Here is a 23,108-nt window from a genome sequence, read left to right as displayed (position 1 = left end):
TTTCTTATTTCCTTATAATGACGCACCGTAGGTCACGTTCGGTGCGGGGCTTTCCTTGAGGCGGGCACTGTCACAGACGGCAACGCCCGCGATATGCCCCACTTTTAACCATAATGGCGGGGTCGGGATGGCCGCGGCATACGTGCAATAGTCTGCACCGATACTGCCCACCCGCATCAATAACTGATTTTTGGCGATCACTTCAAAACGGTAACGGCGGCAGGTACGCCCATACTGGCGGATGATATTCATCAGCAAATCCGGATTGGCCGCTATCTGCCCGTCACTGAGGCGCAGGATAATCACATCCCAGTCAATGTCCGGCTGGCGCTCCAGTAATTCCACATATCCCACACCCAACCGTTCAAAGATGGCAATAAACCCGGCGATGCTGCCGGCATCTTTCGCGTTAATAAACGCATACTTCACCCGCTTGCGAAACAGCGGCAACGGCTCGCCGTTAAAACGCTGGATATCCCGCTGATAGGCCAGCACCGATAACAGCGCCTCGGTGCAGGTTTCGGCGTCCAGTTGGGCCAGCGGCCATGTCAGCCAACCGTAAACTTGTGTCCAGAATGCCCGCGCCGCCCCCAGTAATTTGGCCGGTTCGCCTTTATCCATCCATGAGGGCAGGGCCAGTCGCTGAAGACGTCCCGTAAACTCAGCCATGTTTCACCTCCACGGAGAGTGCTTTCAGCCGCGGCACACTTAAGTCACTGAGAATATCCCCCAGTGAAAAGCTCAGGGAGGCAATCTCGCTGAATTCACGGTGGATTTCCCGTCCCAGATTGGAAAAGGAAAAGCGCGAGTAGGGCCATGTTTTCTTCACCGGATACTGACTGTTTTCCCGGAATGCGCAGCGGATCAGGTTTTCCACATCCCGTTTCAGGCTGGCTATCTGCTCCTGACTGTAGTTCGCCAGACTGACCACAAACAGCGTGACCGCTAAATCATGCTGCGTTTCCGGCATCGACAGGCACTGCATATCATCCCCGTGCCCATGATGCCCCTGATTGGTGATGTAATCGTTGACCGCCTCCATAAACGGCTGGCTAATCACGCCGGAATCCAGCAACAGATAGGCATTGGCCGTGCCTGCCCCACGAGGCGCGTCATGCAGAAAGAAGATGCGATCAATGCTTAAGCCCGCCACCGCCGCAATCATGCCCCGGTAAACCGCATCAGTATGGTAGTTACCGACCAAGTTATATTGGTTGCGGCAACGGTCACGCAAATCATCATCGGATTCCGCATCCGCGCCGGGGGTTAACAGCCAGCCTTCTTCATTCTGTACCCGCGCAATGCCAGACACCGACACAGGCAGAAGTCGAAAATAACCGGGTGCAAGGTTAAATGCGCCACCTGCGGCCTCTGCGGTGACGGGCAACAAAGCACTGGACACCCCGTCAGCTATCACCGCGCTTTCCGTGGTGCTGACCCGGTAGATTTCGCCATTAATGCGTTCAGTCTGGATCACCGTTCCGGTGGGCACGGTCACCGCTGATGCGCCCGCTATCTTATAGAAACGGAGCATACCCTGTGCGGCAGAGGCGGGCTTGCGTTTCAGGTTAACGCCCCAAGCGAACATATCCAGCCATGAACCTGATGCCGTCGCCAGATACATGTTTTTTAAGGTGACATGGATTAACGCCTCTTTTAGCCACAACACCGGCCGCGTCACAAGGGTGTTAATCAGCCGCCAAAAGGGGGACATACGCGAGGTGTTGGTCACCAGCCCGGCTTCATCCACCACGTCGGCAAAGGCTTTGCTGATGTCGGCTTCCGTGGTCGGCATCCCGCTGTCACGCAACACCTTCTCATAATCAATGGTTGGTTTAGTGTCCATGTCCCACACTCACATTCAGGCAGCCAAAATCGTAGGTTTCCGCCGTGATCCATAGTTTGGTGGGTGACTCTTCATTAATAATGACCGTGCCCGGAATAATCCGATCATCTTCCTCAACCAGAATTTCAATCTGGGTGCGAATATCCGCCCGCAAGGTCGGGCTGCGTTCAGCGACCAGCTCGGTGGCAAGGCCACTTTCCATCATGGCGTGGACACAATCCTGACCGACCGAAAAGCGGTTATTGCAAAAGCGTGGCTCATTCCCGGCGTTCAGCGTGAAGTCACCGCTCGTAATCCATAAATCAATGTATTTAGGCTCATCCATGTGCCACCTGTTCCCATTCCGTTAATTGTTCCGGCGTCATGCCATTGGCGACATTGAATGTCACATTTTCAAAGCGACGGCTGTTATCCATGAGGGTCTGTGAATGCGTTGTCGCCTCTTTCATCAGGCCCTGCTTGCCGATCCCCTGCTTTTTCCCGCCCGTTAATACTCCCTCCGTTTCGGGTGGCTTCATCGCTTTCACCGGCTGGACAAAGACTTGCGCGGGTTGCGGTAACATTGCCACAGGCTGCGCTGCCAGTTTCTGGGTATTCTCTGGCATCCCTACATTGGGTGCGCTGGCTTTAGTGGCGGGTTCGACCACGGTCTTTTGCACTTCCATCATGTCAATATTGACACCCGGTAGCTTGTTTAAACCGCCGACAATGCTGTTATAGACACTGGCAAAAGAGCCTTTCAGACTGTCCCATAATGCACCGAACATATTGCTGATACTGTCCACCATGCTGGAAAAGGTCTCTGCCAGTGAAAAATTAGTGAACCCGTTGCACAGGTCATCCCATGCCTGACCAATCCACGCAAATACCTTGCTGAAACTTTCTCCGACCCGTTGCACTGCGGCTGAAACGACCTTAAACGCCGTAGTATTCATGATCGCAGCTTTAATGGTATCCCAGTGTTTAATCAGCAGATAGATACCCACCGCCAGCAGCGCAATAGCGGCGATAATCAGCAGAATAGGCCATGTCATAAAACTGAATGAAATACCCGCTGCGAAAGCAGCAATCCTGACGGCCAACAAAACCCCGCGTAACACACGCAAGGTGGCATTCCAGACAATAATGGCCCCGTTACACAGCCAGACGGCGGCTGTCCACAGCTTCATTACCAATGTACAGGCTGCCCAGATCCCCTTAAGGCCCAGCCAGATAAACTTCGACATGCCCATCACGATATTGGCGGCAGCACCTGCAACAGCAAAACTCAGCATCGCCAGTGTGATATAACCGACCCAGCGGGCAATATTGGGAAACAATTTCAGCCAGCGCACCACTATTTGGCTGGTATTAGCCATGTTGTTGATCAAGGGTTTAATCACCGGCAGCAAGGTAGCGCCAATGGCAATACGGATATTTTCCCAAATCGCCTGGAGCCGTTCCCACGGGTTTGCCATCAGCTCGGCCATTTCCTTCGTGCGTTTCATGCCATCATTCGCGCCCAGAGCCGTCATGTTTTTGCGCAGCACATCGACATTGCCGTAAAGCTGTTTAATGACCACAGCGGAATCCCCGAAGGCCTCATCAATCTCCGCCTGTGCTTTCAGATTACCCTCAATGCTTTTGCCGTATTTGGCCTGTAGCTTTTCCAGCATCGCCGGCATGGATAACAACTGACCGGAGGCATGGGTAAAACTGACCCCCAGTTTCTTCCCGCTGGCTTCGGCATTGGTGATAAACGATTCATACGCGCCACTGGCTTCCCCGCCCAGCGAGCGGTTAAGTTCCCCCAAGACCGCCAATTGTTCATCAATCCCGATACCAAAGTGGGTTCCGGCGGCGCGGGCGCCCTCCATCAAATCGGCAATCTCTGTCATGGACGTGCCGAAGGTCTTCGACATATAAACCGCCTTGCCTGCCAGTTCTTCGGCAAACCGGAGGTGACCGACCGCGTTGGCATGGCTGGCAAACTGCGTGAACATTTTCCCCATGTAGTTGGCGGCATCATTGGCGCTGGATTTGAGGGCGGCCGCCGTGGTATTGGCAATATTCGTCATCTGGGGCAGGTCACTGTGTGACAACCCGTTCACCGCCTTGCTGATTTCCGCTGCCGACTGCACAAACTCAATCGACGATTTGCCATACCGGGAACTGAACGTCATAGCATCTTTGGCGACTTTATCCATCACGCTGCTGTCAATGCCCTGCAACGAAGCGGATTTCAGCGCTTCATCCATTTCAATGGCCGGATCAAGAAAGCTCTTGATTGACCAGAACGACGCAGCCAACCCTGCCCCGCCGATCGCCAGTTTTTCAAATGCGCCCTGTGAAGACTGGGCAAACCCGGACACCGCCGCTTTCGCACCCGCCAGCGGTTGTGTGATTTTATCAATCAGGCTTAAGGTAAAATTTAATTCCTGACTCATGGTTCACCCCTGAACGCCAGCGCAATGCCATTGGCCGTGGCAATGCGCGTATTTTCCCAATAACGATTATCCAGCCAGATGGCACGGGCTAAATTTTCCGTATTATCTGTTTCATTCGGTAAATAATGACGGCGTAATATTAAGGCCTGTTCAAATAAACTATGCTCAATGGCCTTAACCCGTGCATTTAGTTTTTTATTTCGATATCCAGTTTCGGCGCATATTCTGCATTAACCCGTTCCACCATCTGCATGGCGGCACCGGGGATTTGCAGGAGTTCGTCCAGCGCGGCTTTCGAGGCAGGCCACACAATGCGGCGCAGATAAGTGACAATCGGCACAATTTTATTGTCCATCGTCATATCATTAATCATGCTGTTATAGGCAATAATATTCGGCTCAAAATTAATTTCATTTTCACCAATAATTAAGGTAATGACTTTATTTTCTTTCATGAGTTAATTCCTTTCTTTTATTTATTTCATCCACTAATTGATTATGTCGTGCGGCACACATTCCATATAACGTGGAATAGTCCATTAAGATATTGGCTAAGTTATTTCCGGTCGTGCCCGTCAGTCGCGGTAAGGTGCCCTGACATTTTGTCAGTAAGTTTTCCTGATAAGGTACGCTCGATAGTGTCGGCGTTCTCGTTGTACAGCCGGACAAACTCAGGGCTAACACACACAGCAGTAAAAACAGGCTTGACCACTTCAGTACGAATTTCTCGCGGGGCGGCATGGGCGATCCCCTCCAGTTTATCTTCCAGTTGCCGGGCGGACGCGCTGGAAATGGCTTGCAATTCCTGCCGGATTTTCTCCCCAGTTTGCGCCGCCGCCCGTGTGATGTTCAGTTCTAGGCTGTCACGGTAATAGTGATTGACGCGCCAGCCCGTACCGAACGCCAACGCCACCACAACGACATAGAGCGTCCGGGTGTTTGGCATCATTTCACCCCGTTATGTGCAAGCGAGAAATGATTGCCATCCGGACGGGAAAAACGCCCGCCCCATGTGCCACCCAGCGTTTCCCAATACTCCCCCAGTGGCAAATAGGCGTCACTGCGGGTCTGATACTCGCCCCGGATAAACAGATTAAGATCAACCGCCAGACGCTGGGTGTGCAGACTGTTGGCAATGCCTGTCCCTTTCTGCACATTCCGTTTGGCCTGCTCCGGGGTGCGGTAGGCTTCCCCGAACGTGACGCGATAACCGCGCTCTTCGGCCCATAAGATCAACCGGGCAACCTGTACGGCAAATACCTGCTGTTTTTCACTCAGTGTCATTGCTTTAACTTCCCTGTCAGTAATGCGCTGCCGCGCTTGCGTAACCAGACCTCAATAAGCTGATATCCGGCAATCCCTAATGCACTGCCGATGCCCGTGACCGCGATCGGGCTGATGCCCGGCCACCAAATCAGCAACGCCCCCGCCATGACTGACACCGCTGAACCCAGAATGATACGGCCAATAAACAGCCGTAAAGTGATCGGTTCGTTGCCGGTCAGCATCTTGCCTAACGCAATCAGTGCCCCCAATAGCACCAGCGTGACAAAGGTTTTCTCATGTTCGTCCATGAATCCCATCCTTACCCTATCAGGCTTTGTGTCAGTTCCGCTTCCAGATAGGGAATGCCGTTAATGCGCACAAAGTCCGGGCTGGTCACCACAAACTTCACTTTGTGGGTCATGACGCTGCCGCCTTTCGGGTCAACATCCAGAATGTCGCTGACAATCAGCTTGCAGCCGTAAGCCTCCACCTTGATTTCTTCGTGACCGGCTTTGGCATACCACATCAGGTCAACGGGCTGAATGCCCCGCCATGACCCCGCCGAACGCGCTTTAGCAGTGACGATTTCCAGATATTTGGTGCTGAGTTCAATCTCACCCTCGGCTGCCACATCCCCGGCGATATAGCCATCCGGTACGCCCTGCGTCTGGGCGGCGGCGGTGTTATCGGTAATGGACAGATTGACCTTTTCAGCATGAACCAGATCCCCGTCCATATTAAAATCAATCGACTGGCCTGAAATACGTTGGCTCATGCGCTTTTCTCCAGACGGCTATCCAGCAACAGACTCACTGAAATACCTTTCGGACATTCATAGGTGCGGATAGTGATATAAATTTCCACCGTGTTTTTATTGCGCCATGTGATCACCACATCACCGTCTTTCGGTGATTTCACCTCACCGGGGAATGTCACGCCGTTAATCTCGGTACTGCGGGACATTTCACGTAAGGTGCGAGCAAAGTAAGCCTGATGCGTGGCGGTACTGCCCGGCGTACTGTTTAAACTACGGTCAGCAATTTTAGCGATGGCCTGCAAACGCACCCGGCGCGCCACTTTATCGACGACGCGCAGATTTTCGATACTCTGGTAATCGCCGCCTTCCACATCCAGTGTGCGACCATCTGACCAGTACAGGCCGTCATAATCGGGATACCACATCGGCACACTGAAACGCAGTTTTTCCAGTGCCTGCAAGGTAGCCAGATCAATGGATTTGCCGGTGCCATCTTTCGGAAAATCGGACGCGCCCAAATCCAGCAAGGGCCCGGTCTGCACCCGTGCCGGGCTGTCGGCCACCGTCACGGCGCGATTGCACAAGCGCCCGGCCAGTACACCGGCCTCATTGCCCCACAGACACGGCACCAACTGCACCGAAGATACCGCCTCACCTTTTTGCAGCTCGGCCAGACGGGTGACGTAATCCGCCCACGGCTCTTTAGACTGTGGGCCATCCACCGCCAGAATCGCCCACTGCCAGCGGCCAAATTTAGCAATGGTATTGGCCCGCAGGGTTTGTGCCGCCTTGATTATCTCTTTGGTGGCTCCCACGGTCAGCACATAGCCCTCAACACTGGCAATGGTCTGGGCAGCGATGATGGCCTCCACGAAGGTTCGTTCGTCGGCCAGTTCCGGCAGGATATGCACGTAGCCCGACCAGTTTTGCCCGGCGTTAGCCATCGCCGCCCGTACGTGGCGTTTGAGGGCGGTGTGTGCCGTGCCCAGTACGGCATCAAAATCGGTCTGGGTATTGACGGCAATCGTCTTGCCCACGTTGGTTTTGCCTGCTCCCACGAACAGCAATACCCGTTCAATCTCCTTGGTTTCGCCTTGCAGTTGGTTAACCTGGTTAACCTGAACATGTGGCCACATAATTTCATTCCTTATTAAGGCGCTTACCCTGCGCCGTATCCAATCCCTTGTAGCTGGCGAGCCAGCGCTTTGCTGAACTCGTCATCATTCATGCCTAAGAATGCACGGGCAGGAACATCAATCGTCCATGCGCTTTTAGGGGCTTTACCGCTTAATTCGCGGATCAATGTGCCTGCCTGAATAAACTTCATATGGGCGGTCATTTCCTTTACCGGCGGTTTACGCCAGCGTTTCCCCTTTTTGACCTGATAGCCCAAATCACGCAGCTTTTTGGCCTGTTTGATGGTTGCCATCCGTTCAGGGTCAACGGACTTTTTCACCTGTCGCCGACTGACCTGAAAGCGCATCCCGTGCTGCTGGGCATACCCCACAACCCCCGCAGGGACTTGCTGATTGCCATTGCGGTAATGCCCGCCTTGCAGATAAACCCGCACCGCATCAATTTCGGGCATTTCCCGGATATGCAGCAACTTTGGTAAATTACGCAGCATCTTCTTGCGCCACGGACTTTTTCGGGCAGGCCAGCTACTGCCATCGGGCGATTGCTGATTGCGCACATTGCGCTTTGCTGCATCGATCAGCCCGTATTTTGCAATACGCCATAACAGGCGCTGGCGCTTTTTCTCCGGAAGATCAAGGCTGCTCAGCGCCTCTTGCAGTACCTTTAGCTGGTTGCTGTTTAACTGCCCATGAATCATGCTGGCCGCTTTCCAATATGAGCGCCTGTTTCATCGACACTGTGCACCGCGCCTTGTTCAGCAAACCACACTTCCGTATCCGCCAGTGACCAACGCTGACCATCAAACGGGATCATGCCTTCGGGGTCTTCGCGTATCACCACAGGTTCAGCCAGTGACAGTGACACCACCACCACCGCTGTATCCCCATCCACTTCTACCGTCAGTGAGGGCCGTTCCTGCTCCACATTCGCGTCATTAAAACTTTCACCCTGCTCAGTCAGCCAGCTATCTATCAGCAGCGGGATATTGCGCGGATCACAGTCCCGGTAGGGGAAGCGCCCCCACGCAATCACCACCTCATATTGCTGAATAAACATCTGGTATTGCCCCAGCCCCAAATCCCGTTGGGCCGGAATAAACTGGATTTCATCCATTTCACTGCTAAATTCCGTCTCGCAAATCCGTTCCGGCAGATTTTCCCGCAAGAAGGCGGTTAATTGCTGTAATTTGCTCATATCAACCGTACCGTTGTGCGTCCGCGCCCTTTCATATTACGCAGTACCACGGCGGCCTCAGCCAGCAGCCGGTTGCGCACTTCGGGGCTTTCCTGTCCCGGATGGGGGGCACGGCTGACTAATGTCGTGTATTCCCCCAATAAATCGGCCTTGGCCCGGGCATAAACCGCTTTTTTATACTGGCTGACCAACGCCGTGTTGCCATTGATAGAAATGCCCGGCACCTCAGCCGCACGTAGGTAGCCTTTGGCCTGCAAGCGCGATTTCAGGCGCTGCAAGTCCAGATTGATCTCAGCCACCGTTGCCAGCAGTGCATTGGCGAGCATGTCATTGTCCAAATCGGCGGGCAGCTTGCGATTGACCTGAAACTCTTTCAGGTTCAAGTCCGGCCAAAAACCGTCATTGGTCAGCGGTGCATCCCGGTAATCCACGGTGTTGCCATTAAACATCGTGCCTCTCTCCCTGAATAAAAAGCGGGCTGTCCGGTTTCCACGGCCATAAGCACATTGTGCTATGCCTCCACCGCGCCCGCTCCGGCTTGCGGTAGTCGTTGCGTTTCGGTTGCCAGTGCCCGCAGGCGGGCGGCAATCCGTTGCCGATAAGTTTTTACCCCGGATTTCGGGTTGCACTGATGAGCCTTCGCCAGCCAACTATCGGCCTGCGCCAGCACGTCCAGTCTGTCAACCGAACTCGCCTTAATCTCGTTGCTATCCCCTTTTAGCAGGATCAAGGCAGCAAATTTGTAGTACTTCGCCTTGATTTTCTCGTGTATCTTCCATTTTTCCGTGACATTCTGAAATGTCCTTGAAAAATAGGGTTCCACCGGGTTGCCCGCTTCAGCTTCCGCCTGTGCCCAGAGTAAAACGGTGTCGGCCACGAACGCCGGAAAACCACTGCGAAAATGGTCGGGGGTGAGCTGTCCTTGCTCAATGGCGATATCCGCCCAGTCCAACCCTTGGGCAAACTCCCCGACATCAAATAACCAAATCACGCAGTAGGCGAAAATCGGGTTACAGTACACCTCGCCTTCATCCAGATAGCGCTGTGCTGTAGGCAGATAATTGGGCAGCAGTTCCTGCCGCTTCATTTCGACTTTTTCGGCTGTCAGTGTGAGCTGGCGTAGCCGCTTAACATCCTGCTCAATGGCACGGGCTTGCAGGTGCATACTGGCGCCATCGGCAATGGCGACAGCCTGCTGCCGTTCCAGTTTCTGGCGAAGTTCCACTTCAGCCCGGTGTCGTTGAGCAGGTGACAACATTACTCGTGATCCAGTTCTTCAGCAGGTTTAGCTACCGTGCCCAGTTTTTCAGCAGGTTCAACCACCTTGCCAATCGTCACAGCCTCTTCATCATAAGCCGCGTACAATTCGGGCGTTTCCAGCGCATAACCTTCGTTGCGCAGATATTTGTTTTCGAACTGCTTGCGGTCATCGACAAACTCCGCTTTACGCTGACGGGTATTGCGCTGGGTCAGAATTTGCAGGTTCGGTAACATGGTGACCACCATGCGTCTACCCGGCATAAAGGGCGGCACCATTGCCGGACGCCCTGCAATCGAACTACCTAACATCTGAGCAGCGATTTTTTCCGTTGGTCTGTCGGCTGCCTGATAAAGCCGGTACTGTTCGGCGGCAACCAAATCCGCGCCAACCAGTATCACTAAACGCGGGTCATGGCGAAACTGCTGCGGAATTAGGGTGTTAATCAGGTCGGAGGCCATCGCATCCAGTGATTTAAAGTCGCCGTGTTCATCCAGTTTTACGGCAGTCGTGACTACCTGCTTGCCCTTATTCCAGTCTTTGGCAATCTGATGCCAGCCCCGGTTAACGTCTTCTCCGTTCGGGTTCTCGTCCGGCTTGGTGGTATCCGCTATTCCTTGGCCGTTAAAACCGATACGCAGCATATCCAGCGCAAACGATTCATTGGTAAAGGCCTGCATTCGCTGGAAGAATTCCTGTTCATTGCCGGAGTTTGCCCAGATAGAGAGCAAGTCCCATCTCAGCGCTGCCCCGGAATCGGTTTCTACCAATTTATATTCATTACCATCGACACCCGTGGCACGGATAAAACGACCGTCTTTTTTACGTCCGGTAAAGAGTCCCGGATTACCGACCGATACCACCTGCCCGGAGAGATGATCCACATCAGCACAGGTAATCATGTTCAGAAACTCGACCGACTCCAGCAGCGCATTGCGCAGTGACGTTTCTTTGGGGTCAGTCAGTGAGAAATAACGCTCCGTATCTTCAACCCCATAGGCTTCAGCCAATCCCGCCGTATATTTTTGCAAAAATGCCCGTGCCCGTTGATTTAATTGCATAGCTCTTCCCTTTGCCTTTTCCCATTAGGGGATCACAGATAATTAAAGTTCTTGTTCTTGTTGCCTTTCGGATTACGCGAAGGCAATGGGGTTGCAAGGCCATCCAGTTTTTTAAAGTTTTTTACGATATTCGGCAAGTTGTCACGCAAACGCGCAAATTCTTCGGTATCAACCACCTCTTTAACGGTTTCAAGATCTTCCTCGGTCGATTCCTGCGCGGTTTCCAGTGCCGCCAAACGTGTTTCTAAATCCGCCACGGCCTGAGCCAGTGCCTGTAACGCATCATCATTTGCTGCTTCTGGCGGGGTTTCTTCCGGCTCTTCAATGCCAAAATAACTTTTCCATGTTTTATTTTTTGCTTTAGCCATATCGCTATCCTTAATGTATTTCACTTCATCAATCACCAGTGGCTTATAGGCCCCGAATCGACGATGTTTTTTCCGTTTATTAAACTGTAGGCGCGTTGTGCCCACACTGGCTGGTGAACTGGTGACTGCCAGCCCTTCCAGATATGATTTGCCTGTGCCGCGAAAATTACCGTTCGGCGTAAACTCCACGGAGGTAAACAACAGTTGCCCGTCCCGGTTGGCCTCTAACAAGCGGTGATTGGGTCGCAATTGCGCATAGAGACGCAAAGCCCCATCCTCACCGGGTTCGGCTTTAACCGCGAGCACTTCCCCCATCGTTCCCGTCCAGCGCTCATGTTCCGGCCAGATAAGAGCGGTATACAGTTGAGGGTTATAAAGTTCCGCTGCATCCATGATCCATTGCGGCTCCATCACCCGGCCATCAACGGTGTCGCCCTCCATGGCAATACATATCCAGTTCGTCATTAACTGAGACATATCGCATTCCTTATCTTTGCTTCCAACACAGTATTGCGGATCCAATCGGCGGCGGCGAGGGGTTCAATGCGGTTGAATTCGGATATGACGCATAACCGAATTCAACCGAAGTTGACCGGGCGTAAGAAGAAAATTCGCCCTGCATAATGAGGGCCTGAGGAATAAAGGATAGTAAGGAAAAGGAAGCATGGCGAAATATTCTGATGAATTAATACAAGTAGCGAAGTCGCTGTACCTGCGCCGCTGTACTCCGGCTGAAATCGCCAGTGAACTCAATTTGCCCAATCGACGGATCGTGTACTACTGGGCGGAAAAATGGCACTGGGCGGATATGCTCAGCCATGAAAGTGTAGTTGATGCAGTCAATCGCCGTATTGCCTTGCTCAGTGAACGCAACGATAAAACTGCGGTAGAGCTGGACGAACTCGACCGCCTGATTGCCCATCATGTGAAACTGATGGCGCAGGAGAATAAGCACAAGGAAAAGCTGGCTGACATTAAAACACGGGCACAATCAGGCAATGAGGGTGATGATGTGGCTACCGGAGACGGTGAGCCGAAGAAAAAGAAACGCTATCGTAAAAATGATATTTCGGCGCTGACAGAAGAAGATTTCCAGATCTTTGTTGATGATAATTTATTTGGTTATCAAAAGCATTTACGCGCTAACAAGCACAAGAGTGTGCGCAATATTTTAAAATCCCGCCAAATCGGGGCAACATGGTATTTTGCGTTTGAAGCCTTTGAAGATGCGGTGTTAAACGGTAACAGGCAAGTTTTCTTATCCGCCTCCAAACCACAGGCACAAGTGTTCCGCTCTTATATTGTGAACTTTGCCGAACAGCTTTTCGGAATAACGTTAACGGGTGAACATATCCGCCTGAGTAATGGCGCTGAATTGCGTTTTCTTTCGACTAATAAGAACACGGCACAATCTTACAACGGCCATCTCTATTGCGATGAATACTTCTGGATACCCGATTTTAAACGATTCAATGAAGTGGCTTCAGCAATGGCAACACAAGATCATTTTCGCACAACCTATTTTTCAACCCCCAGTGCGAAAACCCACCCTGCCTATCCGTTCTGGACAGGAGACGAATGGCGCGGCAATGATGCTAAACGTAAGAATGTGGCTTTTCCTGCTTTTGATGAATACCGCGATGGCGGGCGCGATTGCCCTGATGGTCAGTGGCGTTACGTTATTACCTTGGAAGACGCCATCAAGGGCGGCTTTAACCTCGCCAGTATCGACCGACTGCGCAATAAGTACAATAAAGACTCATTTAACATGTTGTTTATGTGTGTGTTTGTCGACAGCGGTGCATCAGTATTTACCTACAGTCAGGTTGATAAATGCGGCGTGGATATCAATCTGTGGGAAGATCACAACCCTGACGCCTCGCGCCCGTTTGGTGAGCGGGAAGTCTGGGGCGGTTTCGACCCGGCTCGCTCCGGGGATACCTCCACTTTTGTGATTGTGGCTCCACCGCTGATGGCGGGGGAAGCCTTTCGGGTGCTAGCCACATTCTACTGGCAGGGCATGAACTGGAAACATCAGGCCAAACTGATTGAAGAGCTGTTCAAGCGTTACCGCTTTACCCATATCGGCATTGATACCACGGGGATTGGGCACGGGGTTTATGAAATGGTGCAGGACTTCGCCCCACGGCAAACACAGGCCATTCACTACAGCCAACAAAGCAAAAACCAGTTGGTGATGAAGATGATTGATGTGGTCAGCGAAGAACGCCTTGAGTGGGACGGGGAACAAAAAGAAATTCTGGCCTCGTTTCTGGCTATCCGGCACACCACCACGGCCAAAGGCGGTACCATGACCTTTGTCGCTGACCGTTCGCAGGAAACCGGACACGCTGACGTGTTCTGGGCCATTGCCCATGCCCTGATGAATGAACCTCTCAACTATGAGAAGAAACGCACCTCTAAATACACATTTGCAAAGGCCGCATAATGAGTAAGAAAACGTTAAGGAAGACCGCCAAAGCGCCACAGACAAATAACAACCGTCAACGGAAAATGAGCCTGATTACGCTGGGTAAACCGGAGCCGATACTCACGTCCATGACGGATTACCAGAAAATCTGGTATGACAATGATTATGATCACTACACCCTGCCGATTGACCGTCTGGCACTGGCCCAACTGACCAACATGAACGGGCAGCATGGCGGCGTTCTCTATGCCCGGCACAATATGATTGCCTCGGATTATCTCGGTGGCGGACTGACGCATGAGCAATTCAAGTCAGCTATGATGAACTTCCTGATTTTCGGTGATGTGGCCCTCCTGAAAGTGCGTAACTTCTGGGGCGATATCGTCAGACTGGAAGTCTTGCCCTCACTCTACCTGCGCCGCCGTAAAGACGGGGATTTTGTCGTATTGCAAGAGGGGGAACCCTTGGTCTATTCGCCCGAAGAGGTGATTTTTATCAAGCAGTATGATCCCCAGCAGCAAGTTTATGGCCTGCCGGATTATATCGGCGGTATTCATGCCGCTTTGCTCAACTCGGAAGCCACGATATTTCGCCGCCGCTACTACCATAACGGTGCTCACACAGGCGGTATTATTTATACCAATGATCCGAATATCTCGGACGAAACCGAAGACGAAATCATTGGGAAACTGCAACAAAGCAAGGGTATCGGCAACTTTGAAACGATGTTTGTGAGTATTCCTAATGGCGATCCGGACGGCATTAAATTTATTCCGGTCGGCGATATTTCCGCTAATGATGAGTTTGCCAATGTGAAAAGTATCAGTTCGCAAGACGTGCTGACCGCGCACCGATTCCCGGCAGGACTGGCGGGCATTATTCCGACCAATGTCGGCGGTCTGGGTGATCCGGAAAAAGCCCGTGACGCCTATCGCAAGGATGAAGTGATCCCCGTGCAAAATATGTTCATGAATGCCATCAACAGCCGTGAACTCCCCGAAATATTACATATCCGTTTTCAACAAGATAACGGAAGTTCGGGTGCAGAATGAGCAAGAAAATGGTAAAATCGAGGAAAATCGAGACATTAGGAATGAGGAACATGCGCGTATTAAAAATAATCTGCCCTGAGTGCGGCGCTAAATCTGTTATTCGCAAAACCAACCGGATGCACCGCCAAATTGCTGATATCTATTGTTCATGCTCTGATGTGGAATGTGGGCACACTTTTGTCATGAATCTGACATTTTCACACACACTCAGCCCCAGTGCCAAAACGGGCGATATTCTGTTGCAGACTGTGATTAATAACCTCAATCCGCAACAGCGTCAAATGGCCTTAGATTTATTGCAGACCAGTGCCGCATAATTTCAGTGTTGAGCCACTATTGAGTGGCTTTTCTATTTGGGTTTCCAGCTCACTTTTTACTTGCTTAATCAACTCGCCAAGCCAAAACAATGCAATCTGCCTGTCATTATCATTTAAATATTCCGAACCTCCCATTTTGCAAATTAATTCAATACGTTCTAAAAGAATGGAGGTGTTTAAAGAATTTAACATTTTATTCCTACTATTTGAAATACGACACTCATAACACTGTATATATAAACAGATACAAATTAATATAATTACCCTTTGAATTAATTGCACTAGGCAATATTTAATTGTGTGACCTATCTAATATTTCTAGAATTTTTCACTAAAAACACCGCGCAAATCGCTTTTTTTTATTGGAAAATTTACTTTTAAATCAATGTGTAATATTAGATTTTTATTAGAGCAATAAGGCTATTTTGATGACGCCAGCATTGTGCTGACGCTATACAGGATGGTTTTATGTAAGTACCAGCGTGAGTGAGATAACCAGACAAAATCAAATCGTTCATGCTTTAAAAAAATTGCGCACTCTTTTGCCAATACAATCACACCTTGTATTTTTTTGTTTCTCCTGCTCTAAACGGTCGTACATCTCAATAATTTGCAGCGCTACCGCTGCTACCTGTACCATTTCAGTCCGCGCCGTTCCGGCATGACTGCCACCATACTCATCATGCAAAATAGCCTGAGCGAACTCGCCAACCTCCTCACTCAATATCGTCTGCCAGACAAACGGGGATAAATTGCGATTTGCGCCCCATTTCTCATCTTGTCGATTCATTTCCAAGATAACATCAGTCATGGCACTTGTATCAATATGCTTTTCATAAGGTAATGGCCTGCGTGCACGATGCAGATACACCAATAAATCCAGTTCATCACATGGTTGAACTAATTCTTCACTTTCTAAAACCAGATCATATTTATACACAGTCATAGCTTCCTCATTTCCCCAAGTTGATTAATCCGTGCCCGCAACCCATCGCGGCGCATCTCTTTTTGCCGTTCCGACTCCATAGGAATAAAACTGCCATTCGTCCATAACTTAAATGGCTGTTCATTGACGCTGATTTTTCCGCCGATAATTAATGACTGCGCCATAAATCGGCTAAAATCCATCCCGATGGAATCGGCATAATCGATAATTTTTTCAATCAACCCCTCACTAGGTTTTTTGGCTGTATCAGACAACCCCGTACAGTTATTGACAGAACTCCTAGGCGATGCGGGCGCATCGCTAAAACCCGCCTCCGCTGACGCTTCGGCTAACTTCGGCACAATCTGCCACGTTTTCAGACGGGTTAAGATTGGGGTATCCATACCGATTAACGGCGAGAAAACCCCTTTAATACGGATCACATCTTCACCGTGGGCGTTAGTTTCCTGCTGCGTCTCATACCACAGACGTGCAACCAAATCGTCACGACGCACAAACGGGCCACCCTGCGCATTGATATAGTTCGCCCAGTCACCGTTATCCGCCGCATCATGCACTGCGGCAAATTCAACACTTAAACCCATCGCAACATCATGGTCTGCCATGCGACGCAATTCTCGGTAAACGGTCACGGGCGCACCGCCCACGAACTGGAATTGACGGATACGCCAACGTCCCGCCCATGCACTAGCAGCCACCGCCGCTTCTTTCATCGGGCGATTGCTTTCATCATCCAGCTCATCGTCCATCGCGTAGCCATCAATGTTTTTAGAAATGTACTTCGCCACATAACCCGTAGCTGACCCTTTCTCTGGATCAATCTTCTCGGCATGGAACCGGGCTTTCAGGGCTTTTTCAGTCCGCAGCTCGTAGCGGTCTTCCTGCAAGGCATAGTCACGGATAATATCGCGCACCTGCTCCGCTTGGTCTGGCTGCATAAAAAACAACATATGCCAATGCGGTGTGCCATCGTGATGAGGTTCAGCGACGCGGATGCCAAAGATACGCAGATCATTACGATGCAGTTTGGCCCTGATTTTTGCCCAGAGGCCGCTTAAATACTGCTGCGTATCTGCCGGGCTGCATCCGTTCCACTTGCGGTTCCGGTGTCCGTGGCGGGTTGTGGCGTGGTATTTAGAAGGAGCGGTTAGGGTGTAGAACTCGACAACATAGCCCAGTTCATTACAGATATTTTCAAAGCCCCGGATGCGTACCATCATTTCAGTACGGCGGATCGCAGGGTTGGCCACACTGCCATAATATTTATCAATCAGGCTGACGCGGTTGCCTTCCTCATCTTCCAGTTCCATAGACTTGATAAATTCTTTTGTGCGTTGCTTCTGCTCTTTCCATTCAGAAATAGTCGTTTTGCTGGCGTAGATACTGGCCTTTTTGCTGACACGGTTGATTGAGATCTGCAAGTGCTCACGCCATGCTGCCGCCAGACGGCGTAGACGACCTAACCACCATTTATCTGAGGTCATGCGAGAAATAGCCGCAATAGCCTGCTTTTCATCAAAAAAGCGTCCGGCCAGCTTATCCCAGTAAGGTACATCCTGACGGTAGGCTTTAGTAATCACGGCTGCACGCATATAGAGAACATGCACCCGTTTCAGGTCGCTAGCTTCTGGCATCTCGTTTGCAGTTGTTTCCAGTTTCTGAAAAACAAACTGTGCAATATCATTTGCCAGTAGCTCAATATCTTCCCGTGACATATCAGGGATACGGTTAAAGCGCTTCATATACAGCGCGTTATCCGCTTCAATTTCCTGAATCTGGTAACGGTTGGTCACTAACGTCACTCTGGGCAAGATACGGTCAACGAATGTCTTAGATAAAAAAGCCTCGGCGCGTGGTGTCCCTTGCTCCTTTTCTAAAACACTTGCTTTGTATTGAACATCAAGACGAACAACAGTCGGCTGTTGTTTTAATCGCTGTAGAACACGGGCGAATGCCATGCTCTCTTTCTCAATCTCCTTTTCAATCGCTTTGTATTTTTCTTCCCTCTGATATTGTTCGGCATAGGTCGGAAGCGGTCTAGCTATCGGCTGAACAGGCTTATTCCACGGCGTAGAAACGCCAGCAGCCAGAGCTGCGCTTTGTGGCATCTCTGGCTGAAATTTGCTGCTATATTGTTTTGCTTTTTCTACAAAGCTCATGCAAACACATAACTCATAGAAGATAATTCAAACGAAAGCAAAACAAATTCCCCGCCAATCTGCGGATACAAATCACTATCAATGACTGTGACGTCAGTAACTTTTACGAAAATAGAATCACTAGTAAAATTGTCGTTATCATCAATTTCATGTAACCCAAGAAAATCGCCTTTTTTATATTCATGGTCATTGATTCTAAATTCAGCTTTTTTATCACCGCCATTTATAGCGTTAAAATCAACACTTCTTATTTTTAAATTATGTATTGTATTCATTGTGCCTTTGGTCATTTTATTAATCTCCATTGTGTTTATTCGTTGTGTTGGCAGGCGAACATCAAACATAATTCCATTCCTGTACTTGACGCTCTATTTCACTGGCTTCGCTTTCCAGCAGGCTAACAATCGCATCGCAATCTAAACGATCACGTTTCGCAATCATGGCGAAGTGACGCAGACGCGAAGCGTGACCGTCTGCCCTGACACGTCTTTCATCTTCACGATTTTGTTTGATGCAGCGTTCGATAATGACAGCGTGGTCATCGGTGTTTATTTCAGCAGGGGTAAAGATAGGGTCGGGTATATTCATTTTTTTATTTCCTATTTTTAGATAAAGGGATTCCCTGACGTGCTGACGTCATTAAAATTAATTCGGTAATTATTGTTATTTAATTAGGCAGTAATAAATCTTTTGGTAATAATGGAACTGCTGCCTTAATTTTATTTATTGCTTTAATTAACTCGTTTCTCTCTTCGATGTTAAATTGATCTAATTCCAGCCCATGCCGTTCTTTTTTAATATTGGCAATAAAGAATATTGCTGCCAGTACGCGAATATTATCGACATAATTCGAACTGCGTTTATTTCGCATCTCATCAATAAAGCCAGCTAATTGCTCGTTACCTGCTTTCAAATGTTGCTGCCTGATTTTTGCCAGTTGATTTAAACCATTAACACGAACATCAAAGGCAAGTTTAACCGCCCGCTGTTCTGTTGATTCAAATTGGTATTCCGTGTTCATAAAAACCTCACCTAATTAGAAACAAGATAAAATAAGCAACGGAACATAAGACAATGGGGAAAACAAATCCGTTACCTTGCTTTGTGTGGAATGACTTACTGGATAGTTTGTACTGGTGCTGCTGTTGCTTTAACGCGTTCATTTTATCCCCACTTATTATTTTCTTTTAGAATTAAAGATAGGTTTGGTGGCGCTGGCAATTCACAGAGAAACTCAAGACTCCCATCGATTATATCGTGATAACGGGATGAAACAGGAAAAGCCCGAATAATAGCGTATAACGTTTCGGCAATAGCCTCATAATGGTGACCTTTAGCTATCATTTCTACATTCAATTCTCTCGCGCCATTTTCAAAATAAAATTTTGCAAGGTGATTATTTTTCTTTAATTGCTCCAATAGCTTTTTTAGAAGTCCGTTGCAAGGTTCGTTTTCAAAAATGCTATCACTCTCAAAGTGATTAGACTCTGTATTAAATTCTATTTTTTCACGACCAGCCATCGACACGCCCCCTTCATTAAGTCAACACAAGTCAGCATGTGAGGCTGCTCATGGTTCAATTTATTTTGCAGTACTTGCGGAATTAACCCGATGGATTCCACAATTTGAACTAAACTTCCATTATGAGTATTAAAGAACGCACAACACTCATTATCGACGTGAGATTGTTTGGATACTTGGTAATCAAACATGTTTCACTCCCATGATTCACATAAAATGAATCAATCACCTATAATGAGTTGAAAACGGGAATGCCCCAACGACTTACGCAACTGTTCTTCTTTCCAGCGTGCGTAATAGATGCGAACCATACCACTTGCACGGATGTTCCCAGGTTTAATGACTCGTGGTTCGATTGGTACGCAAGGATTGTTACCAGTAGTCCAGCGGCGAACTGTAGCGATAGAAACTCGTTCTAAAGCTGAAAATTCATAAGGAGAAACAATCTCACTTGGAATTTTCACAATTGTAATTTCAGAAGCCATATTGCATCATTCCTTGTTTATCAATAATTATCATTGATGATCTTCGACTATCAGAGATTATCATTAGATATCTAGGTTTAGGCTTAATTTAACTCCATAAATGGAGTTTGTAAATAGGTTAATGCGAAATGAGAATAGAGGAACTAGGATTAGACAACGAAAAAGTATTAGATCGAATTTGTGAGGTTTATGGTTTTAATCAGAAAATTCAATTAGCTAGACATTTTGAAATTGCGTCAAGTTCACTTGCTAATCGGTATAGTCGTGGCTCAATTTCTTATGATTTTGTTGTGCACTGCGCACTTGAGACTGGTGCAAATATTTCTTGGTTGCTCACAGGAAAAGGCCCTCAATTTGAAAAAAAAATGAGCGAAGAAACACAAAAAGTGAATCTATTCACATTAAGTGATGGAAATCTCATAAATGAAAGCAGTTTGGGAATCACAGGTAAGTTTTTCAGTAAATCTCTTATTAACCCAATAGGAGTATATTCTGATAGCAAACTCCACTTTGTTGAACAAGATACCTCGCTTTCTGATGGATTATGGCTGGTTGATATTGAAGATACAGTCAGCATTAGAGAGTTAACCAAATTGCCGGGTAAAAGATTGCATATCTCAGGTGGTAATGTACCTTTTGAATGCAGCATTAATGATATAAAAACGTTAGGTCGTGTTGTAGGTATTTATAGTGAGATTAATCAATGACTGTTCGTAAAAACCCTCAGGGTGGCTGGATTTGTGAACTTTACCCAAATGGGGCAAAAGGCAAACGCATTAGAAAGAAATTCGCCACCAAAGGGGAAGCATTAGCTTTCGAACAGTACACGGTACAAAACCCGTGGCAGGAAGAAAAAGAAGACAGGCGCACTTTAAAAGAACTGATTGATGCTTGGTATAGTGCTCATGGCATCACACTTAAAGATGGCCTTAAGCGTCAACTGGCAATGCACCATGCTTTCGATTGCATGGGCGAACCGTTAGCCAGAGATTTTGATGCACAGATGTTTTCTCGGTACAGAGAAAAAAGACTCAAAGGGGAATACGCCCGTTCTAATCGTGTTAAAGAAGTTTCCCCTCGGACACTTAACCTTGATCTGGCTTATTTCCGTGCAGTATTTAATGAACTGAATCGACTTGGTGAGTGGAAAGGGGAAAACCCTCTAAAGAATATGCGCCCTTTCCGTACCGAAGAAGTGGAAATGGCATGGCTTACTCAAGAACAGATTGCACAGCTTCTTGCTGAATGTAACCGCCATGATCATACTGACTTGGAAACTGTGGTCAGAATATGCCTTGCTACTGGTGCGAGATGGTCAGAGGCTGAAGGACTACGTAAAAGCCAGCTAGCAAAATACAAAGTGACTTATACGAATACAAAAGGCCGAAAGAACCGAACGATACCCATCAGTAAAGAGCTTTATGATTCTCTTCCAAACGATAAAAAAGGCAGGCTCTTTACTGATTGTTACGGCGCATTCCGTTCTGCCTTAGAAAGAACAGGTATTGAATTACCCGCAGGCCAATTAACTCACGTTCTAAGGCATACCTTTGCCAGTCACTTTATGATGAACGGTGGAAACATACTTGTATTACAGCGGGTACTTGGTCACACAGATATCAAAATGACGATGCGATATTCACACTTTGCCCCTGACCATTTAGAAGATGCAGTTAAGTTAAATCCGTTGGCGATGAGTGGCGATAGAGTGGCGGTAGAAATGAGTAATAATGATAATCGTAGATAATATTTGATAATCTAACCAACTGTTTTTAAATATAAATCATTGATTTTCGGGTGCTTTGATAGGTACTCATAATCGCTTGGTCGCTGGTTCAAGTCCAGCAGGGGCCACCAAATTTATCAAGGGGTTGCATCAAAAGTGCAACCCTTAGTTTTTTCTAGGATACCCATAAGATACCGCCTGGTAGCAGATGAGGTATAACCGATTAACACCGCTACGGTAATGAACCGTTGTCGTATCCCTCTCCGTGATATTTATCATATTTCCTGAACATTACGACACCTAGCTTTCTACTTCCCTAATCGCCACTTGAAATACAAAAAAGCCATGAGTTCTAAAAATGCTAACTCTGAATAACTTTTTGCGTTATATCCCATTAAGCGCTTTAAAGCTCTGTCAGCCACGCGTCTATTAACAGCGGGATATATCGAGGTTCATATTCCCTGTACGGGCTGCCACTACTTAATTATCGCCTTATATTTTTGGATAGACATCTGGTATTTCCCCAGTTCTAAAATTCATTGAGTCTCAATAAAGCGGAATTTCCCCATATCATTGGTTAATTCCGTTTTACCAATAAACTCAGGCAAACTTTCCCGTAAAAATATTTTTTATTGCTTTAATTTTCCCATATGAAGCATACCGCTGTCAGTTTCAATCCTTTCATTATTAAGGGTAAAAAACTGCTTTCATTCATAAACGGCTGGCAACCCTTTGCCAAGGCGTTTTAATACCTAATTGTGGATTAAACAGAGGCATTTAACTCTTCCGTTTAACACCCATGTATTATTACGAATTTATTAAGGCATTGAGAATGGTTTAATTTTAATACAATCCAATAAGTTAATCAGACTGAAATTAAGATGAATTCCTTATATTTTACTTATGGTGATAACAGCTTTACCCAAATAATTGGTCATGTATTAAATAGTTAGATTGAATATCAAAAATAGTACTCACGCTCAATAAAAGTTCCTATCACCTTATCGTGCATTTCTTCGGATTTTGAATAACTGATAGTTTTTCTATTCAGTCTTTTTATTCGAGTACGCTGAGTTAAATTCGTTCTCTCTATACGCTGAGTAAACGTCTTTCCAGTCAGGTGATCTTCCTCGGGAAGGTTATCATAAACAACATAATC

General features: G+C 48.3%; 32 protein-coding genes. 5 read left to right on the top strand and 27 right to left on the bottom strand.

All coding sequences use genetic code 11. The features are described from left to right. Positions 1–12 precede the first annotated feature (12 nt). The 17 genes from Xhom_RS06280 to Xhom_RS06200 form a co-directional block, all read right to left on the bottom strand. A complete protein-coding gene (locus tag Xhom_RS06280; RefSeq protein ID WP_069317879.1) occupies positions 13–669 on the bottom strand; it encodes a phage tail protein in 657 nt (218 codons plus the stop codon). Beyond that, on the bottom strand, positions 662–1,846 hold the full coding sequence (locus Xhom_RS06275) for a baseplate J/gp47 family protein (RefSeq protein WP_069317878.1): 1,185 nt from the start codon (positions 1,844–1,846) through the stop codon (positions 662–664). The genes Xhom_RS06280 and Xhom_RS06275 overlap by 8 nt, the downstream gene beginning before the upstream one ends. Next, entirely contained in the window at positions 1,836–2,171 is a 336-nt protein-coding gene (locus Xhom_RS06270; protein ID WP_069317877.1) for a DUF2590 family protein, read from the bottom strand. The genes Xhom_RS06275 and Xhom_RS06270 overlap by 11 nt, the downstream gene beginning before the upstream one ends. Then, a complete protein-coding gene (locus tag Xhom_RS06265) occupies positions 2,164–4,272 on the bottom strand; it encodes a phage tail tape measure protein (protein ID WP_069317876.1) in 2,109 nt (702 codons plus the stop codon). The genes Xhom_RS06270 and Xhom_RS06265 overlap by 8 nt, the downstream gene beginning before the upstream one ends. Further along, positions 4,269–4,412, bottom strand: a complete 144-nt coding sequence (locus Xhom_RS45705; protein ID WP_420855257.1) for a DUF6890 family protein — start codon at positions 4,410–4,412, stop codon at positions 4,269–4,271. Before Xhom_RS45705 ends, Xhom_RS06265 begins: the two co-directional genes overlap by 4 nt. Before the next feature lie 47 nt (positions 4,413–4,459). Next, entirely contained in the window at positions 4,460–4,726 is a 267-nt protein-coding gene (locus Xhom_RS06260) for a putative phage tail assembly chaperone (protein WP_069317875.1), read from the bottom strand. 101 nt (positions 4,727–4,827) lie between these two features. Next, entirely contained in the window at positions 4,828–5,220 is a 393-nt protein-coding gene (locus Xhom_RS06250) for a hypothetical protein (protein ID WP_418384814.1), read from the bottom strand. Then, positions 5,217–5,555: a M15 family metallopeptidase gene (locus tag Xhom_RS06245; protein ID WP_069317873.1), complete on the bottom strand. Its 339-nt coding sequence runs from the start codon at positions 5,553–5,555 to the stop codon at positions 5,217–5,219. Before Xhom_RS06245 ends, Xhom_RS06250 begins: the two co-directional genes overlap by 4 nt. Further along, the gene (locus Xhom_RS06240; RefSeq protein WP_069318555.1) at positions 5,552–5,845 is read right to left on the bottom strand and encodes a phage holin family protein; all 294 of its coding nucleotides are present in this window, start codon (positions 5,843–5,845) and stop codon (positions 5,552–5,554) included. The genes Xhom_RS06245 and Xhom_RS06240 overlap by 4 nt, the downstream gene beginning before the upstream one ends. Before the next feature lie 11 nt (positions 5,846–5,856). Continuing rightward, complete coding sequence (locus tag Xhom_RS06235; RefSeq protein WP_069317872.1) at positions 5,857–6,312, bottom strand: DUF2597 family protein; 456 nt, start codon at positions 6,310–6,312, stop codon at positions 5,857–5,859. Then, positions 6,309–7,433 carry a DUF2586 domain-containing protein gene (locus tag Xhom_RS06230; protein WP_198148790.1) on the bottom strand — a complete coding sequence of 375 codons (1,125 nt, stop codon included), beginning with the start codon at positions 7,431–7,433 and terminating at the stop codon, positions 6,309–6,311. The genes Xhom_RS06235 and Xhom_RS06230 overlap by 4 nt, the downstream gene beginning before the upstream one ends. Before the next feature lie 20 nt (positions 7,434–7,453). After that, positions 7,454–8,128, bottom strand: coding sequence for a phage virion morphogenesis family protein (locus Xhom_RS06225; RefSeq protein ID WP_069317870.1), 675 nt, complete (start codon positions 8,126–8,128; stop codon positions 7,454–7,456). Then, complete coding sequence (locus Xhom_RS06220; protein WP_069317869.1) at positions 8,125–8,625, bottom strand: phage tail protein; 501 nt, start codon at positions 8,623–8,625, stop codon at positions 8,125–8,127. The genes Xhom_RS06225 and Xhom_RS06220 overlap by 4 nt, the downstream gene beginning before the upstream one ends. Further along, positions 8,622–9,074, bottom strand: a complete 453-nt coding sequence (locus tag Xhom_RS06215; protein WP_069317868.1) for a head completion/stabilization protein — start codon at positions 9,072–9,074, stop codon at positions 8,622–8,624. The genes Xhom_RS06220 and Xhom_RS06215 overlap by 4 nt, the downstream gene beginning before the upstream one ends. 62 nt (positions 9,075–9,136) lie before the next feature. After that, positions 9,137–9,883: a phage terminase small subunit gene (gene gpM / locus Xhom_RS06210; RefSeq protein ID WP_069317867.1), complete on the bottom strand. Its 747-nt coding sequence runs from the start codon at positions 9,881–9,883 to the stop codon at positions 9,137–9,139. Next, the gene (locus tag Xhom_RS06205; RefSeq protein WP_069317866.1) at positions 9,883–10,944 is read right to left on the bottom strand and encodes a phage major capsid protein, P2 family; all 1,062 of its coding nucleotides are present in this window, start codon (positions 10,942–10,944) and stop codon (positions 9,883–9,885) included. Before Xhom_RS06205 ends, gpM begins: the two co-directional genes overlap by 1 nt. A 32-nt stretch (positions 10,945–10,976) precedes the next feature. Then, complete coding sequence (locus tag Xhom_RS06200; protein ID WP_069317865.1) at positions 10,977–11,789, bottom strand: GPO family capsid scaffolding protein; 813 nt, start codon at positions 11,787–11,789, stop codon at positions 10,977–10,979. A 187-nt stretch (positions 11,790–11,976) separates the two neighbouring features. On the opposite strand from Xhom_RS06200, the gene Xhom_RS06195 reads away from it, so the two are divergent. Genes Xhom_RS06195 through Xhom_RS06185 form a run of 3 tightly spaced genes read left to right on the top strand, consistent with a single transcriptional unit; the run spans position 11,977 to position 15,112 of the window. Beyond that, positions 11,977–13,761: a terminase large subunit domain-containing protein gene (locus tag Xhom_RS06195; protein WP_069317864.1), complete on the top strand. Its 1,785-nt coding sequence runs from the start codon at positions 11,977–11,979 to the stop codon at positions 13,759–13,761. Further along, positions 13,761–14,795 (top strand): phage portal protein, encoded by a 1,035-nt coding sequence (locus tag Xhom_RS06190; protein WP_069317863.1) that lies wholly within the window; start codon positions 13,761–13,763, stop codon positions 14,793–14,795. The genes Xhom_RS06195 and Xhom_RS06190 overlap by 1 nt, the downstream gene beginning before the upstream one ends. After that, positions 14,792–15,112: an Ogr/Delta-like zinc finger protein gene (locus Xhom_RS06185; RefSeq protein ID WP_069317862.1), complete on the top strand. Its 321-nt coding sequence runs from the start codon at positions 14,792–14,794 to the stop codon at positions 15,110–15,112. The genes Xhom_RS06190 and Xhom_RS06185 overlap by 4 nt, the downstream gene beginning before the upstream one ends. Here Xhom_RS06185 and Xhom_RS06180 read toward each other — a convergent pair. From Xhom_RS06180 to Xhom_RS06140, 9 genes are all read right to left on the bottom strand, one after another. Beyond that, positions 15,089–15,304, bottom strand: a complete 216-nt coding sequence (locus Xhom_RS06180) for a hypothetical protein (RefSeq protein WP_069317861.1) — start codon at positions 15,302–15,304, stop codon at positions 15,089–15,091. The genes Xhom_RS06185 and Xhom_RS06180 overlap by 24 nt on opposite strands. A 322-nt stretch (positions 15,305–15,626) precedes the next feature. Further along, positions 15,627–16,058, bottom strand: a complete 432-nt coding sequence (locus tag Xhom_RS36390; protein ID WP_069317860.1) for a MazG-like family protein — start codon at positions 16,056–16,058, stop codon at positions 15,627–15,629. After that, a complete protein-coding gene (locus Xhom_RS06170) occupies positions 16,055–18,166 on the bottom strand; it encodes a replication endonuclease (protein ID WP_232326382.1) in 2,112 nt (703 codons plus the stop codon). Before Xhom_RS06170 ends, Xhom_RS36390 begins: the two co-directional genes overlap by 4 nt. Positions 18,167–18,213: 47 nt before the next feature. Then, the gene (locus tag Xhom_RS06165; RefSeq protein ID WP_069317858.1) at positions 18,214–18,561 is read right to left on the bottom strand and encodes a DUF3850 domain-containing protein; all 348 of its coding nucleotides are present in this window, start codon (positions 18,559–18,561) and stop codon (positions 18,214–18,216) included. Continuing rightward, a complete protein-coding gene (locus Xhom_RS06160) occupies positions 18,554–18,805 on the bottom strand; it encodes a DUF2732 family protein (RefSeq protein ID WP_069317857.1) in 252 nt (83 codons plus the stop codon). Before Xhom_RS06160 ends, Xhom_RS06165 begins: the two co-directional genes overlap by 8 nt. Positions 18,806–18,884: 79 nt before the next feature. Next, the gene (locus tag Xhom_RS06155; RefSeq protein ID WP_069317856.1) at positions 18,885–19,238 is read right to left on the bottom strand and encodes a DUF5347 family protein; all 354 of its coding nucleotides are present in this window, start codon (positions 19,236–19,238) and stop codon (positions 18,885–18,887) included. A gap of 143 nt (positions 19,239–19,381) precedes the next feature. After that, positions 19,382–19,738: a hypothetical protein gene (locus Xhom_RS06150; RefSeq protein WP_069317855.1), complete on the bottom strand. Its 357-nt coding sequence runs from the start codon at positions 19,736–19,738 to the stop codon at positions 19,382–19,384. Next, positions 19,717–19,929 carry a phage regulatory CII family protein gene (locus tag Xhom_RS06145; RefSeq protein ID WP_069317854.1) on the bottom strand — a complete coding sequence of 71 codons (213 nt, stop codon included), beginning with the start codon at positions 19,927–19,929 and terminating at the stop codon, positions 19,717–19,719. The genes Xhom_RS06150 and Xhom_RS06145 overlap by 22 nt, the downstream gene beginning before the upstream one ends. Positions 19,930–19,959: 30 nt before the next feature. Then, entirely contained in the window at positions 19,960–20,223 is a 264-nt protein-coding gene (locus tag Xhom_RS06140) for a hypothetical protein (protein ID WP_069317853.1), read from the bottom strand. A 128-nt stretch (positions 20,224–20,351) separates the two neighbouring features. Here Xhom_RS06140 and Xhom_RS06135 point away from each other — a divergent pair, with 128 nt between their 5' ends. Together Xhom_RS06135 and Xhom_RS06130 are read left to right on the top strand one after the other, a co-directional pair. Next, entirely contained in the window at positions 20,352–20,930 is a 579-nt protein-coding gene (locus Xhom_RS06135) for a phage repressor protein CI (protein ID WP_069317852.1), read from the top strand. Continuing rightward, on the top strand, positions 20,927–21,970 hold the full coding sequence (locus tag Xhom_RS06130) for a phage integrase (protein WP_069317851.1): 1,044 nt from the start codon (positions 20,927–20,929) through the stop codon (positions 21,968–21,970). The genes Xhom_RS06135 and Xhom_RS06130 overlap by 4 nt, the downstream gene beginning before the upstream one ends. A 940-nt stretch (positions 21,971–22,910) precedes the next feature. Here Xhom_RS06130 and Xhom_RS06125 read toward each other — a convergent pair. Next, a partial coding sequence (locus Xhom_RS06125; RefSeq protein WP_244590771.1) for an IS1 family transposase occupies positions 22,911–23,108 on the bottom strand: 198 nt, incomplete at its 5' end.

Source organism: Xenorhabdus hominickii (assembly GCF_002632725.1).
Classification (GTDB): Bacteria; Pseudomonadota; Gammaproteobacteria; order Enterobacterales; family Enterobacteriaceae; genus Xenorhabdus; species Xenorhabdus hominickii.
This window is presented reverse-complemented; position numbering and strand designations above follow the sequence as displayed.